Raw genomic sequence first — 16559 nt, forward strand, 5'->3', positions numbered from 1 at the left:
CTGCGCTCAGCATGACGGCCTAAAGGCTCTCAAAAACTCCTAGATAGCTCATTCCCCCGTCACTGGCACCTGCGTTTCGCCGCTGATGAGGCGGGCCTTGCCGGGCAGTGTTTTGTGGCGCTCCTTGCCCAGGGCGGCGGCCGGCGCGGGCACCCAGTGGTGGCGGCCGCCGGCCCGCTCGTCGTTGAATTCGGTAGGGATGGTGCCGGCGGCCGTGCGCTCCTTCCAAGTAAGGCGTTGCGTGCCGTCGTCGGTGCGCTCCATCGTGATGCACTCCTCCACGGGGCAGACCAGCGAGCAGAGGTTGCAGCCCACGCAGTTTTCCTCGATGATTTCGGGCACCCGCGTGCCGGCGTTGAGCCGGATGGCCTGGTGGGCCCCGTCCTCGCAGGCGGTATAGCACAGCTGGCAGCCGATGCATTTCTCGGCGTGGATGTTGGCCGTCACTTTATATTTCATGTTCAGGTCTTCCCAGTGCAGCACGTTGGGCAGGGCCCGGCCCACCATGTCGTCGATGGTCTGGAAACCCTTGTCCGTCATGTACTGGGTCAGGCCCGCCGCCATTTCCCGGATGATGCCGAAGCCGAAGTGCATGGCCGCCGTGCACACCTGCACCGAGCTGGCCCCCAGCAGGATGTGCTCCACCGCGTCGCGCCAGTTCTCGATGCCGCCGATGCCCGAGATGGGTAATTTAATGCCCGGGTGCTGGGCGCAGTTCTTCACCATGTTCAGGGCAATGGGCTTCACGGCCGGGCCGCAGTAGCCGCCGTTGGTGCCCTTGCCGTCCACGACGGGGTAGGGGGCAAAGCGGTCCAAATCGACCCCCACAATGCTCTGAATCGTGTTGATGAGCGAAATGGCGTTGGCCCCCGCCCGCCGCGCCGCCAGGGCCGGCTCCGTGATGTCGGAAATGTTGGGCGTCAGCTTCACGATGACGGGCTTCGTGGCCACTTCCATCACCCATTCCACAATCATCTGCAACACCTTGGGTTCCTGGCCCACCGCCGAGCCCATGCCGCGCTCGCACATGCCGTGCGGGCAGCCGAAATTCAGCTCGAAGCCGTCGGCCCCCGCGTCCTGGCTTTGCCGCACGATGTCGTGCCACTCCTGCCGGCTCTGCACCATCAGCGAGGCGATGACGGCGTGGTTAGGAAACCGCTTTTTCACCTCCTCAATCTCGCGCAGGTTGTCGGCCAGGGGCCGGTCGGAAATTAATTCGATGTTGTTGAAACCCACCAGCCGCTTGTCGCGGTAATTCACCCCGCCGTAGCGGCTCGACACGTTCACGACCGGCACCCCCAGCGTTTTCCACACCGCGCCGCCCCAGCCCGCATCGAAGGCTTTCATCACCTGGTAGCCGGAGTTGGTGGGCGGGGCCGAAGCCAGCCAAAACGGATTCGGCGCTTTGATGCCGGCGAAATTGATGGAGAGGTCGGGCATGGGAATCTTGGTCTCAATTGAACGTCATGCTCGTCTGGCGTCCGCGCAGCCGAAGCATCTCTATCACTGACTAAATAATTGATTACTGCTACGGGAAAGATGCTCCGGCTGCGCGGACGCCAGACGAGCATGACCGCGCTATTTCCTGCCGGTAGAATTATTTGCTCAAATAAGCATGAATTCCCCGCGCCGCTACCTTCGCTTCGGCCGTTGCATTCACCACCTCCGCACCACCGTTGCGGGCGTCGCCGGAGGCAAAATATTTGGGGTTAGTAGTTTGCCCGGTCTGCGCATCGGCCACGATGCGGCCCTTCCCGTCGAGCTGTAAGCCCGGAATTAACTCCAGAAACCCGGTTTTCTTAGCCTGGCCGGTAGCCATGATGACCATGTCGCACGGCTCCACGAATTCCGAGCCGGCCACTTCGTGCACTCGGTCTCCCGCGGTGGCCGTGCGTACGAAGCGAACCCCCGTTACGTAGCCGTCGCCCAGTATTGCCACCGGGGACACGTTGAACAAGCCTTTGACGCCCACGCTTTTGGCCAGGTCGTATTCAAAGGCGTAGGCCCCCATTTCTGCGTTGCCCCGGCGGTAGGCCATCACCACGTTTTCCGCGCCCATCCGCGCCGATTCGGAGGCCGCGTCCATGGCCGTGTTGCCGCCGCCCAGTACCACCACCCGGCGGCCCACTTTTATTGCGTGGTGGTGCTGGCGCAACTCCGCAATAAATTCCACGGCCCCCAGGCAATTGATTTTGCCGTCGCCGGGCAAGCCTAACACATTGGTTGAACCCAGGCCGATGCCGAGAAAAATAGCGTCGTATTTATTCTCTAAGGCTGCCAATTCTGCCCGCGAATTAATGGGCGAATTAAAATGGGTAGCATAGCCAAACTGTGCTTGTAAGTAGGCCATTTCGGCCAGCGTTTCTTCGTTCGTGATTTTGTAGGGTGCTACGCCGTATACCGTCAGGCCCGAGGGCTGGGCCTTGGCTTCGAACACGTCCACCGCGTAGCCCAGGACCCGTAGTTCGCAAGCCGCTGAAATACCGGCGGGGCCCGCGCCGATTACAGCTACACTTTTTCCATTGGCCACGCCCGGCCCAAACAGCTTTTCGCCGCTCTTAATCACCTTTGTGGTCGCAAAACTCTGCAAACGGCCAATCTCAATCGGCTTCACCTCCTGCAAGTTGTACACGCAGGCTCCTTCGCACAGCACTTCCGTGGGGCACACCTTGCCGCAGGCGTTGCCGAAGTAGTTGGCCTCGTAAATCGTGCGCGCCGCCCCCGTGTCGTTGCCCGAATTAATCTGCCGGATAAACTGCGGAATGTCAATGCCCGACGGACACGCCTGAATGCACGGCGCATCGAAGCAAAACAGGCAGCGCGAGCTTTCGTACAACGCCTCCGTCCGGTTCATCAGCGGCTTGAGCTGCGCGAAATTCTCCGCGAATTGCTGCTCGGTAGTAGGGGTAGAAAATTCGGCCATAGCTTTTTAAATTATGAGTTCTGAATTATGAGTTCTGAGTTAAAAATCGCAAGCCAAAGTGGCTGCAAAGCCAACTCATACCTCATAATTCAGAACTCACAATTCCCGCTACAATTCCACCAGCTTCTCGTACGTCTCCGGCCGGCGGTCGCGGAAAAACTGCCAGGTGGAGCGCACCTCGTCAATCATGTCCAGGTCGAATTCTGCGACCAGCAGTTCGTCGTTGTCCTCGCTGGCCTGGGCGAAAATCTGGCCGCGCGGGTCCACGAAATAGGACGTGCCGTAGAACTTGCCCAGGTTCCAGGGCTTCTCGGTACCGACGCGGTTGATGCAACCCATGAAGTAGCCGTTGGCGGCGGCGTGGGCGGGCTGCTCCAGCTTCCAGAGGTACTGCGAGAGGCCGGCCACGGTGGCGGAGGGGTTGTACACGATTTCCGCGCCGTTGAGGCCCAGCACGCGGGCCCCGTCGGGGAAGTGGCGGTCGTAGCAGATGTAGACGCCCACCTTGGCGTACTTGGTTTGAAACACCGGGTAGCCCAGGTTGCCGGGCTTGAAGAAAAACTTTTCCCAGAAGCCGGAAGTGTGCGGGATGTGGTTTTTGCGGTATTTGCCGAGGTAGGTGCCGTCGGCGTCAATCACGGCGGCCGTGTTGTAGAGGAAGCCGGCCGATTCGCGCTCAAACACGGGTACAATCATCACCATGCTGTACTTCTTGGCGTATTCGGCCATGCGCTCGGTGGTGGGCCCGGGCACCGATTCGGCCGAGGCGTACCAGCTGGCATCCTGGCCGGGGCAGAAGTAGGGCGTGTTGAAAATCTCCTGCAAGCACAAAATCTGCACGCCCTGGCGGCCGGCCTCATCAATCAGCGGCAGGTGCTTCTGCACCATCGCCTCCTTGATTTCGGCAATGGTGCCTTCGCCTTCGGTCAGTGGCAAGCTCATCTGGATGAGGCCGGATTTGATGATTCTCGACATGATGGATGGTTGTAAGTGAAATCAGTTTAGCGCAAGGTTTCGCGAAGTTTAAAGTTAAGTTTCGCAAAGTTTTAACCGACTATTTCTTAGCGAAACTTAACCTTAAACTTCGCGAAACCTTGCGCTAAAAGTTGGGTTTGCCGCGCCTAATAAACTGTCCGTAGCCCCTGCCAACTTTGGCCTTGCCGGCGTCGATGGCCACTTTGCCGCGCAGCAGCACGGTGTCAACTTTACCGGTCAGCTCCCAACCTTCGTAGGCGGAGTAGTCGCAGTTCATGTGGTGCGTGGCGGCCGAAATTATATGCGTTTTATTCGGGTCAATAATTACCAAATCCGCGTCGGCCCCGATGCTGATGGTGCCTTTACGGGGAAACATACCGAAGATTTTTGCCGCGTTGGTGGACGTTATTTCCACGAATTTATTCAGCGTAATCCGGCCCTTGTTCACTCCTTCGGAAAACAGTAATTCCACCCGGTGCTCCACCGCCGGGTGGCCGTTCGGAATCTTTGAAAAATCTTCCTTGCCCAGCAATTTCTGCTCCCACATAAACGGGCAGTGGTCGGTGCCCAGCACATTTACCAGGCCCTGGTTGATGCCGGCCCAGAGTGTGGCCTGGTCCTTTTTCTCGCGCAGCGGCGGCGACATCACCACCTGGGCCCCCTTGGCCGCGTCTTCGTAGCGCGAGGCGTCCAGCAATAAATACTGGATGCAGGTTTCGACCAGTACGCGCTGGTTGCGCTCGGTGGCGCGGCGCACCTGGTTGAGGGCCCCTTCGCAGGTCAGGTGCACGATGTAGGCCTGCACGCCCGTGTAATTGGCGATGTCGGCGAAGCGGCCGGAGGCTTCGGCCTCCGTCACTTCGGGCTGCGAGCGGTAGTGGTAGAGCGGCGTGAGCAGGCCCTGGGCCCGGTGCTGGGCCACGAGCGTATCAATCAGGTCGCCGTTGGTGGCGTGGGCCGTGACGAGGCCGCCGTGCTTTTTCACTTCTGCCATCAGGCCCACCATCTGCGCGTCGTCAATCATCAGGGCCCCCTTGTAAGCCATGAAGGTTTTGAAAGACGTAATTCCCTCAGCCATTATTTCCTTAATTTCCTCCTTCGTGCCGGGGTTAAAATTCGTCACCGCCATGTGGAAGCCGTAGTCGCCCACGGCGTTGCCGGTGGCGCGGCCCTGCCATTCCTCCAGCGCCGAGCGCAGCGAATGGCCCTGCTTTTGCAGAATGAAATCAATTACTGTAGTGGTGCCACCGTGCAGCGCGGCACGGGTGCCGGTTTCGTAGGTGTCGCTGCTGAACGTGCCCATAAAGGGCATTTCCAAATGCACGTGCGGGTCGATACCGCCGGGTACCACGATTTTGCCGGTGCAGTCGATTACCTCCGCACCGTTGGCCGGCAGGTTGCGGCCAAGGGCGGCAATGATTTCGCCCTCCACCAAAATATCGCACACCGCGTCGGAATCGGCCGTGACCACGCGGCCGTTTTTCAGGAGGATGGGCATTGGAATTTATGAAGTTAATCAGCTAATACTGCTCTTAATACTTGGGTTTAGCTTTTTATATATCGCATAAACTACAAAACCGGCTGTAATTAAATTAACAATATTCCAGCTTATCATAAGGGCGGAGGCGGTTTTATCAAATGTTGTCATACTTTTCCAACTCCCGTATCCAACTTCTGAATCATCATGTTTGTCGTCATAATTCATTAGCGCAATGCTAAGAGCAGCATAGATAATAAAATCGACCACAATCAAGAAAGCCACGGTTATGATACGTGTGATTATTCGTTTTGCCATTGAATTGAGGTGTTATCAATGTAACTAAACACCAAAATGTATTGAATTCAAATAGCGCTAGTTGGACTAATTCACGTGCTTATCCGCAATATCCAGCGCCTCTGAAATGATAGACAACCCTTCGTCAATTTCTTCTTTGGTGATGGTGAGCGGCGGGCAGATGAAAATGTAGCTCCAGCGCACGAACGTGTACATGCCCAGCTCGCGGATTTTGGCGGCCACTTGGTTCATCACCGCCATCTGGTCGTTGGTGGCGTTCCAGGGGGCCATGGGCTCCTTGGTGGCGCGGTTTTTTACCAATTCCAGGCAGCCGAAGAGGCCGGTGTTGCGCCAATCGCCGATGCTGGGGTGGTGGCGCATGAGTTGGGCCACCCGCTCGTCGAGGTAGTGCCCCATTTGCACCGTGTTTTCGAGCAGGCCGTCCTCCTCGTAAATGTCAAGCACGGCCACCGCGGCGGCGCAGCTCACGGGGTGCGCCGAGTAGGTGAGGCCCAGCGGCAAAGGCTTGTCGTCAAAGGATTTGGCAATGGCGTCGTCCACCATTACGGCCCCCAGGGGCAGGTAGCCGGCGGTGATGCCCTTGGCCATGCACATGAGGTCGATTTTCACGCCGTGGTGGTCGGATCCGAACCATTTACCGGTCCGGCCAAAGCCGCTCATCACCTCGTCGGCCACCAGCAAAATGCCGTGCTTGTCGCAGATTTCGCGGACGCGGGCCCAGTAGCCGGGCGGGTACTTGATGCAGCCCGACGTGCCCGACTCGCCCTCCAGAATAATGGCCGCCACGCTGCCCGGGTTTTCGTAGCCGATGATGCGCTCCATCGCGTCGGCGGCGCGCTGAGCGCACTGCGCGGGCGAATCCGAGTACCAGGGGCAGCGGTAGGCGTAGGGGTTTTCGACGTGGACCACGCCCGGCATGGCCTGGCTGTCCACGGCAAACTTGCGGGGGTCGCCGCCAGCGCTCATGGCCCCGTAGCTGGCCCCGTGAAACGACTGGTACAGCGTCACAATCTTGTGGCGGCCGGTGTACACCCGCGCCAGCTTGATGGCGTTTTCGATGGCCTCGGCCCCGCCCAGCGTGAAAAAGGCCTTGGTGAGGTTGGGAGCCGTTATTTCGGCCAGCCGCCGGCCCAAGTCGCCCCGGGCCTTGGTAATCATGCCCGGATAGACGTAGCTCAGCTCGCGCATTTGGGCGGCCACGGCCTCGGTCACGCGCTGGTCGCCGTGGCCGATGTTCACGTTCATCAGCTGCGACGAAAAGTCGAGGTAGCGCTTGCCGTCGCGGTCGTACAAATACACGCCCTCGGCCCGTTCGGCGCTGATGGGATTCAGGCCCGTTTGCTTCGACCACGAGAAGAGCGTGTGGTCCAGGTTGTCGTGCAGGATTTGGGTCGGGTCGGGAGCGAGGGTGGTTTCCATAAGGCGTTAATTTTTTAGAACGTCATGCCGAGCGCAGCCGAGGCATCTTGCGTGCTGGCATTTGGAGCATCTACTAGCCGCTCCAGGTTTGTAAATCTATTGGTTCCCAGCCAGGATTAAGCGTGTTGATGAGAAAATCCTTTTTTACCCGGGACCAATTTTTGATTTGCTTTTCTCTTGCTATGGCTTGTTTTGCTCCAGGACTAATTTCGAAATAAACAAGCAGGTTGCATTGGTAGCGTCCCGTGAATTTCCCGGCCTCGCCCAGGCCTGCGCTGTGCTCGTGCAGGCAGCGCGTCAAGTCGTTGGTTACGCCCGTGTAGAGCACGGTGCGGACTTGGTTAGTGAGAATGTACACGTGGAAACCCAAGGGGTTGGTATCTTTAGAACGTCACGTTAATAGGCCGTCATGCCGAGCGCAGCCGAGGCATCTCGCGTGCGTCGTTGCACGGGGTTTGATTACTGCTGCACGCGAGATGCCTCGGCTGCGCTCGGCATGACGTTCTTTTGTTAGGCTGTGCTACCTAGCTCATCCAATTCACCCGCGACTCGGGGTTCCACTTGGTCGTGGTCTTCTTCAGCTGGGTCCAGAATTCTATCGAGCTTTTGCCGGTGATGTCGCAGGCCCCGAACTTCGACTCGTTCCAGCCGCCGAACGAGAACGGCTCGCGGGGCACCGGCACGCCGATGTTGATGCCAATCATGCCGGCGCTGGCGTGGTCCATCACGTAGCGGGCGTGGCTGCCGCTCTGCGTGAAAACGGCCGCGGCGTTGCCGTAGGGGCTGGCGTTTTCCAGGGCCAGGGCCTCGTCCAGGGTGGTGGTGCGCAGGATGGCCAGCACCGGGCCGAACACTTCTTCCCGGGCGATGCGCATGTCGGGCGTCACGTAGTCAATCACGGTGGGGCCCACGTAGTAGCCGTCTTCGTGGCCGGGCACCACGGCGTGGCGGCCGTCGAGCAGGATTTTGGCCCCCGCCGCTTCGGCTTCGTCGATGTGCTGCTCGATGCGCGCCTTGGCTGCGCGGCTGATGACCGCGCCCAGGTTCTGGCCGGGCACGATTTTGCGGGCTTCCTCGACCAACTTGCGCACGATGTGGTCGATGGCCCCCACGCCCACCATCGTGGAACCGGCCATGCAGCGCTGCCCCGCGCAGCCCGACATGCTCGCCGCTACGTTGGCGGCCGTCATGTCGGGGTTGGCGTCGGGCAGCACCAGCAGGTGGTTTTTGGCCCCGCCCAGGGCCACGCACCGCTTGAGGTTACCGGTGGCGCGGATGTACACGACCTTGGCGATTTTGGTGGAGCCCACGAATGACACCGCTTTGATGCCGGGGTGGTCGCAGATGGCCTCCACGATTTCCCGGTCGCCGTTCACGATGTTCAGCACGCCGTCGGGCAGGCCGGCTTCTTTGAGCAGCTCGGCAATCTTCACGGCGCTCAGCGGCACTTGCTCCGAGGGCTTCAGCACCATGCAGTTGCCCAGTACCAGCGCGTTGGGGATGGTCCAGTGCGGCACCATGTTGGGGAAGTTGAACGGCGCGATGCTGGCCACCACGCCCAGCGGCTTGCGCTCGCTGCGGCACTCCACGCCCTTGCTCACTTCCAGCACTTCGCCGCCGATGAGCTGTGGCAGGGAGCAGGCAAACTCGGTCAGCTCGATGGCCTTTTCAACTTCGGCGCGGGCCTCGTCGTAGGTCTTGCCGTTCTCTTCGCGCACCAAGTCCGACAGGGCCCGCACGTCGCGCTCCAGTAAGGTTTTGTAGCGGTAAAAAATCTGCACCCGCTCTTTAATCGGCACGGCCGACCACGCCGGGAAGGCCGCCTGGGCCGCTGCCACGGCCGCGTCGAGGGCCCCCGCGTCGCTCACGGGCACCGTGGAAAGCAGGGCCCCATCGAGGGGACTGAACACGTCGAGCGTGGCCGCGCCGGCCGTGGCGGTGGCTTGGCCGGCCACGTAGTTTTGGATGGCCGGGTACTTCAACGTCTGGACTTCCATGGGAATTGCGTGGAGTGAAGGGCGCAAGCTACTGGTTTTGCGCAAATTCGCACACCACGGCCGCAAATAATTTTCCCCTTTGCACTTTTCTCCGGTCGAAAGGGCGCAAAAGTTCTCGCCGCCCGCCGCAAAGGGGGGGTAAACCCGCTGAAAATGCCGCCCCGGGGCCCTCGAGTGGTAGCGCGGTGGCGAGGGCTCCGCCATTTTGGTACGTCCGGTACAATACCAGCTTTAACGTGCGAAAGAATAACTTAAACGTCCCGATTTAATGAATGCGGTGTGAATCCCATGCTGACGTTAATACCAGTTAATATGAATTTACTGTGATTCTGTATGTATTTTCAATAAAATAATTCATCTTTTGGCTCTACTCTTGAAAGACAGTAGCATAAGTTTCGCCCGGTTGCTATATTTGAAATAATTCGGATAGTAGGCAGTCAAAGCCTGTTAATCAGACTGCTGCATCCGGCTTTATTGAACTGGGATAGTCCGATGAAGCAATTATACTTTTCTGCGAGATAAAATTATTTTACATTGCTTATGTCGTCACTTCCTGCCTCGCTGCTCCCCCCCGACGAGGCCGCACGGCTGGATAGCCTGCGGTACTACGACATCCTACCTGCTTTCCATGAACCCGTGTTTGACGAGTTCGTTGCGCTGGCAGCCCGGGTTTTCAGCCTGCCCATCTCCCTCATCGCCCTCGTTGACGAAGAGGAGGTGCATTACAAGGCCAACTACGGGATGCCGGGCAACGACGTGCAGCCGCGCAGCGAAGCGCTGTGTGCCACGGCCATTCTCAAGGATACGGCGGTAGTATACCAAGACCTGACGGTTGAGAAAAGCCCGTTGATTACGGCGCGGGCGGCCCGGGCAGCTCAGGTCAACGGCCTCCGCTTTTACGCGGCGGCCCCGCTGCGAATGCCCGACCGCCGCAACATCGGGTCGCTGTGCATCATCGACCGCCAGCCCCGCGTTTTCAGCCCCGACGAGCAGCGCCTGCTCGAGCGGCTGGCCGGGGTAGTGAGCAAAACGGTGGCCGTGCGCTGCGCCTGCCGGAGCCTGCCCGGCGGGGGCGAGTGGGAGTGGGACGGCCTGCGCCAGCGCCTGCAAGGCGAGACGCAGTCGCTGACGGCCCTGGTGCGCTACCTGTTTGCCCGCCAAGGCGTGCAGGTGCCGGTGCTGGCCGATAGCCTGGCCCAGGTGAGCCGGCGGCTCGAGGACCTGCACGAAGTACTGGACCAGTTCCAGGGCTAGCCGCCGCGGGCGGCTCTAATGTTCGGCCAGGGTAGGTGGTGGGCAACTTCCGTGCGGAAGGGCGGCAACCGTGCGCATTTATTTGTGTCCTTACGGAGCCGCTTACCGCAATTGGGCGGGCGGCGGAGCGCGGCCATGCGCAATCGATTGATGCCAAATACTTCCTTTTATATTTGCTGGCAGCGGCGGCCGGCTTGTGTGGCCGTTGCCCGGCTGTTTGCCGGCCCACAATGCGCTACCTATCTGCTTAGTCCCACCCATCGCCTACCAAAAAATCATGGAGCAAAATACGTATGATGCCATCGTCATCGGTTCGGGCATTTCGGGCGGCTGGGCCGCTAAAGAGTTGACGCAAAAAGGGTTGAAGACCATTATGCTGGAGCGGGGGCGCGACATCAAGCACGTAAAAGACTACGTGAACGCCAACAAGGGCCCCTGGGAGCTGCCGCACCGCGGCGGCAAAACCCAGCAGATGATTGCCGACTACCCCGTGCTGAGCCGCGACTACACCCTGAACGAAGCCAACCTGGATTACTGGGTGAACGAGAAGGAAAGCCCCTACGTGGAGGTGAAGCCCTTCGACTGGTTCCGGGGCTACCACGTGGGCGGCCGCTCGCTGATGTGGGGCCGGCAGTCGTACCGCTGGAGCGACTACGACTTCGAGGCCAACGCCAAGGACGGCATCGCCGTCGACTGGCCCATCCGGTACCAGGAAATGGCCCCCTGGTACAGCCACGTGGAGAAATTCGCCGGCATCAGCGGCAACCGCGACGGGCTGCCCCAGCTGCCCGACGGCGATTTCATGCCGCCCATGCTCATGAACGTGGTGGAAAAAGACGTGGCGGCCCGCGTGAAGGCCAATTACGAGCACCGGCGCATGGTCATCGGCCGGACGGCCAACATCACGCAGCCGCTGCCCGGCCGCACCAACTGCCAGTACCGCAACAAATGCTGGCTGGGCTGCCCGTTCGGGGCGTATTTCAGCACCCAGTCCTCGACGCTGCCCGCGGCCGTGGCCACTGGCAACCTCACGCTGCGGCCGTTTTCCATCGTCACCAAAATCCTTTACAACAAGGACACCAAGCGGGCCACGGGCGTGGAAGTGCTGGACGCCGAAACCAACCAGACCTACGAGTACCACGCGAAAATCATCTTCCTCAACGCCTCCACGCTGAATTCGGCGTGGGTGCTGATGAACTCGGCCACCGACGTGTGGCCCGAGGGCCTGGGCAGCAGCAGCGGCGAGCTGGGCCACAACCTGATGGACCACCACTTCCGGGCGGGGGCCCACGGCGACGCCGTGGGCTACGACGACAAGTACGTGTTTGGCCGCCGCGCCAACGGCATCTACGTGCCGCGCTACCGCAACCTGTTCGGCGACAAGCGCGACTACATCCGCGGGTTTGGCTACCAGGGCAGCGCCGGCCGCGAAGGCTGGGCCCGCGAGATTCCGGAGATGGGCATCGGGGCCGAGTTTAAGGACGCCCTCAGCGAGCCCGGCAAGTGGACGATGGGCATGACGGCCTTCGGCGAAACGCTGCCCTACCACGACAACCGCGCCTACCTCGACAAAACCAAGAAGGACAAGTGGGGCCTGCCCGTGCTGGCCATCGACGCCACCATCCGCGAAAACGAACTGAAAATGCGCGTGGACATGGCGGCAGATGCCCAGGAGATGCTGGAAAAAGCGGGCCTGAAAAACGTGAAAACCTACGACAACCGGCACGTGCTGGGCGGCGGCATCCACGAGATGGGCACGGCCCGCATGGGGCGCGACCCCAAAACGTCGGTGCTCAACAAGTACAACCAGGTGTGGGACGCCCCCAACGTGTACGTGACCGACGGCGCCGCCATGACCTCGGCCGCCTGCCAAAACCCCTCGCTGACCTACATGGCCCTCACGGCCCGCGCCGTGGACCACGCCGTGGGCGAACTCAAAAAACAGAACGTTTAAGCCCCGCTAACGTCTAAATCCCACTTTTATGGATCGTAGAGATGCTTTGGCCCGCGTGGCCCTCCTGATGGGCGGCACCGTCATCGGGGCCGATTTCTTTCTAAGCGGCTGCTCCTCGCCGGGCAAGCCCGCTGCCGCCGCCGACGCCCCCGTGGCCGCCACCGGGCCCCTGCTCGACGTGGACCAGATTCGCCTGCTCGACGAGGTAGGCGACACCATCTTGCCCACTACCGCCGCCTCGCCTGGGGCCAAGGCCGCCCACATCGGCCGCTTCATGAACGTGATGGTGCGCGACTGCTACACCCCCGCCGACCAGAATATATTCATGGACGGCATGACGAAGCTCAGCGAGGCGGCCAACAAGCAGTACAGCAAGAGCTTCCTGGCCTGCACCCCCGCCGAGCGCACGGCTTTCCTCACGGCCCTTGACAAAGAGCAGAAGGCCTACACCGCCAATAAGAAAGCCGACGACCCGGCTCACTACTTCCGCATGATGAAGGAACTCACGCTGCTGGGCTACTTCACGTCGGAAGTGGGCGCAACGCAGGCCCTGCGCTACCTGCCCGTGCCCGGGCGCTACGACGGCAACGTGCCCTACAAAAAAGGCGACAAAGCCTGGGCCACCTCCTGAAAAATCTTTGGTAAAAATCTCCCGCTGCCCCCCAAATTTCTTTTTTATGACCGCCACCGTCCGCTTTAAGCTGTCCCTGATGATGTTCCTGGAGTTCTTCATCTGGGGGGCCTGGTTCGTGACGCTGGGAACGTACCTGGGCAGCAACCTGCACACCAGCGGCGTGCAGGTGGGCGTGGCCTTCCTCACGCAGTCCGTCGGGGCCATCGTCGCGCCGTTCATCATCGGCCTCATCGCCGACCGGTTTTTTTCGGCCCAAAAAATACTGGGCGTGCTGCACCTGGCGGGGGCCGCGCTGCTGTGGTACGCCGCCGGGGCCACCAGCTTCGACGGCTTTTACCCCATCATCCTGCTGTACATGATTTTGTACATGCCCACGCTGGCGCTGGTCAACTCCATCTCCTTCCGGCAGCTGCAAAACCCGCAGAAGGAATTTGCTTCCATCCGGGTGCTGGGCACGCTGGGGTGGATTGTGGCGGGCCTCACGATTGGCTGGCTGCACTGGGAAAATAAAAACAGCGCGGGCCTGACCTCGCTGGACCTCACCCTGAAAATGGCGGCGGGCGCGTCGGCCCTGCTCGGGGCTTTTAGCTTCCTGCTGCCGCCCACGCCCCCGGTGCAGCAAGCAGGGCCCGTCGCCGTGGGCGACCTGCTGGGCCTGCAAGCCATTGGCCTGCTGAAAAACCGCTCGTACCTAATTTTCTTCCTGGCCTCGGTGGCCATCTGCGTGCCGCTCTCGTTCTACTACGGCTTCACCAACGTGTTCCTGAACGAGGTGGGCATGAAGTCGGCGGCGGGCGTGCAAACGCTGGGGCAGGTGTCGGAGGTACTGTTCATGCTGCTGATTCCGGTGTTTTTCAGCCGGTTGGGGGTGAAGAAGATGCTGGCCATCGGGATGCTGGCCTGGGTGGTGCGCTACGTATTTTTTGCCTTTGGCAACGACGGCAGCGCCTACTGGATGCTGATTGCGGGCATCGTGCTGCACGGCATCTGCTACGATTTCTTCTTCGTCACGGGCCAGATTTACACCGACAACCTGGCCGGCGAGCAGTCGAAAAGCGCGGCCCAGGGCTTCATCACCCTGGCCACCTACGGCGTGGGCATGCTCATCGGCTCGCTGCTGTCGGGCCGCATCGTGGACGCCCACCAGACCGCCGGGGCCCTGCACGACTGGCACGCCATCTGGCTCATCCCCGCCGGCATTGCCGCCGCCGTGCTGGCCGTGTTCGTGCTGCTGTTCAAAGACGACAACGCCCCCGTGCCGGCCGAGACAATCAGCTACGCCGAAGCCAATGCCCGCCTGGAGGTGTGATTGCTTAGCTGTTAGCTTTCGTTCAGGTAATTCACATAATGAAAGCTAACAGCCAATAGCTAACAGCTAAAATACTATCGCATGAAATTACGACTGGGCATGATTGGCGGCGGGCAGGGGGCCTTCATCGGGGGCATCCACCGCATGGCCGCCGCCCTCGACGGGCTGTACGAGCTGACGGCCGGGGCCTTCAGCAGCGACGCCGAAAAATCGCGGGCCACGGGCGTGCTCCTCGGCCTCGCGCCGGACCGCGTGTACGCCACCTATGAAGCGCTGATTGCGGGGGAGTTGCAATTGCCCGCCTCCGAGCGGGTGCAGGTCGTGGCCATCGTCACGCCCAACCACCTGCACTTTGCGCCGGCCCGGCGGGCCCTGGAAGCCGGCTTCCACGTCATCCTCGACAAGCCGATGACGTTTTCGCTGGCCGAGGCCCGGCAGCTCCGGGAAATTGCCGCCGCCAGCGGCCGGCGGCTGCTCCTCACGCACACCTACACCGGCTACCCGATGGTGAAGGAGGCCCGGCAGCTCGTGGCCGCCGGCACCCTCGGGGCCGTCCGCAAAGTGTACGTCGAGTACCCGCAGGGCTGGCTCAGCGCCTTTGAGGAGGGCGGCGACAACAAGCAGGCGGCCTGGCGCACCGACCCCGCCCGGAGCGGCGCGGCCGGGGCGATGGGCGACATCGGCACCCACGCCTTCAACTTGCTGGAGTACGTGGCGGGCCTGGAAGTGACGCAGCTCTGCGCCGACATCAACACGGTGGTGGCCGGCCGCCGGCTCGACGACGACGGGGCCGTGCTGCTCAGGCTCGGCAACGGGGCCAGCGGCGTGCTGGTGGCCACGCAGGTGGCCGCCGGCGAGGAAAACAACGTCCGCATCCGGGTGTACGGCGACCGGGGGGGGCTGGAATGGCAGCAGGCCGACGCCAACACGCTGCTGGTGAAGTGGCTGGACCGGCCCGCCGAGATTCGGCGCACTGGCACCGGCTACGTCGGCTCCTTCGCCCGGCACAACGCCCGCACCCCGGCCGGCCACCCCGAAGGCTACCTCGAGGCCTTTGCCAACCTCTACCGCAACTTCGCCCTGGCCCTGCAAGCCGACCTGGCCGGCCACCCCGCTTCGCCCGAAGCCCTCGACTTCCCGAGCATCGCGGAGGGCGTGCGCGGCATGGCCTTTATTGAGAACGTCATCGCCTCGGGCCGCTCGGATACAAAATGGACCGATTTCACCGTCTGATTCGCTTATGACCACCCTCCAGGGGCCCGCCATCTTCCTCGCCCAGTTCATCGGCGACCAGGCCCCGTTCAACAGCTTGGCGTCCATTTGTGCCTGGGCCCAGGGCCTGGGCTACCGGGGCGTGCAGCTGCCGACCCTCGACCCGCGCTTCATCGACCTGCAAAAAGCGGCCGAGAGCCAAACCTACGCCGACGAGATTAAGGGCGTTGTGAACGCGGCCGGCCTGCAAATCACCGAGCTGTCCACGCACTTGCAGGGCCAGCTGGTGGCCGTGAACCCGGCCTACGACCAGCTGTTCGACGGCTTCGCGCCCGAGGCCTACCGCCGCAACCCGGGGGCCCGCCAGCAGTGGGCCGTGCAACAGCTCAAGTACGCGGCGCGGGCCTCGCAAAACCTGGGGCTAACGGCGCACGCCACCTTCAGCGGGGCCCTGCTCTGGCCGATGGTGTACCCCTGGCCCCAGCGCCCGACGGGCCTGGTTGAGGAAGGTTTCGCGGAGCTGGGCCGCCGCTGGCGGCCCATTCTGGACGAGTTTGACCGCTGCGGGGTGGACCTGTGCTACGAAATCCACCCCGGCGAAGACCTGCACGACGGCGTGACGTATGAAATGTTTCTGGACCAGGTGGACCAGCACCCGCGGGCCTGCCTGCTCTACGACCCCTCGCACTTCGTGCTGCAATGCCTGGACTACCTGGCCTACCTCGACATTTACCACGAGCGAGTCAAGATGTTCCACGTCAAGGACGCCGAGTTCAACCCCACGGGCCGCCAGGGCGTGTACGGCGGCTACCAGAGCTGGCTGAACCGGGCCGGGCGCTTCCGCTCGCTCGGCGACGGGCAGGTCGATTTCAAGGCCATTTTCAGCAAGCTCGCCCAGTACGACTTCCCCGGCTGGGCCGTGCTGGAGTGGGAGTGCGCCCTGAAAAACGCCGAAGACGGGGCCCGCGAGGGGGCCCGCTTCATCCAGGACCACATCATCCGCGTCACCGACAAGGCCTTCGACGACTTCGCCGCCACCGCCCCGGACGCCAATTTCAACCGCACCTTGCTCGGATTATAACCGCCT

General features: G+C 61.5%; 14 protein-coding genes. 6 read left to right on the forward strand and 8 right to left on the reverse strand.

The genetic code is table 11. The features are described from left to right. Positions 1 to 48 precede the first annotated feature (48 nt). From preA to HNP98_RS02480, 8 genes are all read right to left on the reverse strand, one after another. Positions 49 to 1440: an NAD-dependent dihydropyrimidine dehydrogenase subunit PreA gene (preA, locus tag HNP98_RS02445; RefSeq protein WP_173808467.1), complete on the reverse strand. Its 1392-nt coding sequence runs from the start codon at positions 1438 to 1440 to the stop codon at positions 49 to 51. Positions 1441 to 1597: 157 nt separating this feature from the next. After that, positions 1598 to 2923: an FAD-dependent oxidoreductase gene (locus HNP98_RS02450; RefSeq protein ID WP_173808468.1), complete on the reverse strand. Its 1326-nt coding sequence runs from the start codon at positions 2921 to 2923 to the stop codon at positions 1598 to 1600. 108 nt (positions 2924 to 3031) lie between these two features. After that, positions 3032 to 3898 carry a nitrilase-related carbon-nitrogen hydrolase gene (locus tag HNP98_RS02455; protein WP_173808469.1) on the reverse strand — a complete coding sequence of 289 codons (867 nt, stop codon included), beginning with the start codon at positions 3896 to 3898 and terminating at the stop codon, positions 3032 to 3034. A 124-nt stretch (positions 3899 to 4022) separates the two neighbouring features. Beyond that, entirely contained in the window at positions 4023 to 5396 is a 1374-nt protein-coding gene (gene hydA / locus HNP98_RS02460; RefSeq protein ID WP_173808470.1) for a dihydropyrimidinase, read from the reverse strand. A gap of 18 nt (positions 5397 to 5414) precedes the next feature. Next, a complete protein-coding gene (locus HNP98_RS02465) occupies positions 5415 to 5660 on the reverse strand; it encodes a hypothetical protein (protein ID WP_173808471.1) in 246 nt (81 codons plus the stop codon). A 99-nt stretch (positions 5661 to 5759) separates the two neighbouring features. Continuing rightward, positions 5760 to 7112, reverse strand: a complete 1353-nt coding sequence (locus HNP98_RS02470; RefSeq protein WP_173808472.1) for an aminotransferase class III-fold pyridoxal phosphate-dependent enzyme — start codon at positions 7110 to 7112, stop codon at positions 5760 to 5762. Positions 7113 to 7185: 73 nt separating this feature from the next. After that, positions 7186 to 7470, reverse strand: a complete 285-nt coding sequence (locus HNP98_RS02475) for a GIY-YIG nuclease family protein (RefSeq protein WP_317171017.1) — start codon at positions 7468 to 7470, stop codon at positions 7186 to 7188. A 166-nt stretch (positions 7471 to 7636) separates the two neighbouring features. Beyond that, positions 7637 to 9109: a CoA-acylating methylmalonate-semialdehyde dehydrogenase gene (locus HNP98_RS02480; protein WP_246274925.1), complete on the reverse strand. Its 1473-nt coding sequence runs from the start codon at positions 9107 to 9109 to the stop codon at positions 7637 to 7639. Positions 9110 to 9649: 540 nt separating this feature from the next. Between HNP98_RS02480 and HNP98_RS02485 the strand changes: the two genes are divergently transcribed. The 6 genes from HNP98_RS02485 to HNP98_RS02510 all read left to right on the forward strand — a co-directional run bounded on the left by HNP98_RS02485 (position 9650) and on the right by HNP98_RS02510 (position 16553). Next, positions 9650 to 10363, forward strand: coding sequence for a GAF domain-containing protein (locus tag HNP98_RS02485; RefSeq protein ID WP_173808474.1), 714 nt, complete (start codon positions 9650 to 9652; stop codon positions 10361 to 10363). A gap of 277 nt (positions 10364 to 10640) precedes the next feature. After that, positions 10641 to 12317, forward strand: coding sequence for a GMC oxidoreductase (locus tag HNP98_RS02490; protein ID WP_173808475.1), 1677 nt, complete (start codon positions 10641 to 10643; stop codon positions 12315 to 12317). Positions 12318 to 12345: 28 nt separating this feature from the next. After that, positions 12346 to 12948 (forward strand): gluconate 2-dehydrogenase subunit 3 family protein, encoded by a 603-nt coding sequence (locus HNP98_RS02495; protein ID WP_173808476.1) that lies wholly within the window; start codon positions 12346 to 12348, stop codon positions 12946 to 12948. Positions 12949 to 12994: 46 nt separating this feature from the next. Then, positions 12995 to 14260, forward strand: coding sequence for a nucleoside permease (locus HNP98_RS02500; RefSeq protein WP_173808477.1), 1266 nt, complete (start codon positions 12995 to 12997; stop codon positions 14258 to 14260). 81 nt (positions 14261 to 14341) lie between these two features. After that, on the forward strand, positions 14342 to 15493 hold the full coding sequence (locus HNP98_RS02505; RefSeq protein WP_217425624.1) for a Gfo/Idh/MocA family protein: 1152 nt from the start codon (positions 14342 to 14344) through the stop codon (positions 15491 to 15493). Between the two features lie 7 nt (positions 15494 to 15500). Continuing rightward, a complete protein-coding gene (locus HNP98_RS02510; protein ID WP_173808478.1) occupies positions 15501 to 16553 on the forward strand; it encodes a sugar phosphate isomerase/epimerase family protein in 1053 nt (350 codons plus the stop codon). Positions 16554 to 16559: the final 6 nt, after the last annotated feature.

Origin of the sequence: Hymenobacter caeli (assembly GCF_013294115.1) — a bacterium.
GTDB classification, from domain to species: domain Bacteria; phylum Bacteroidota; class Bacteroidia; order Cytophagales; family Hymenobacteraceae; genus Hymenobacter; species Hymenobacter caeli.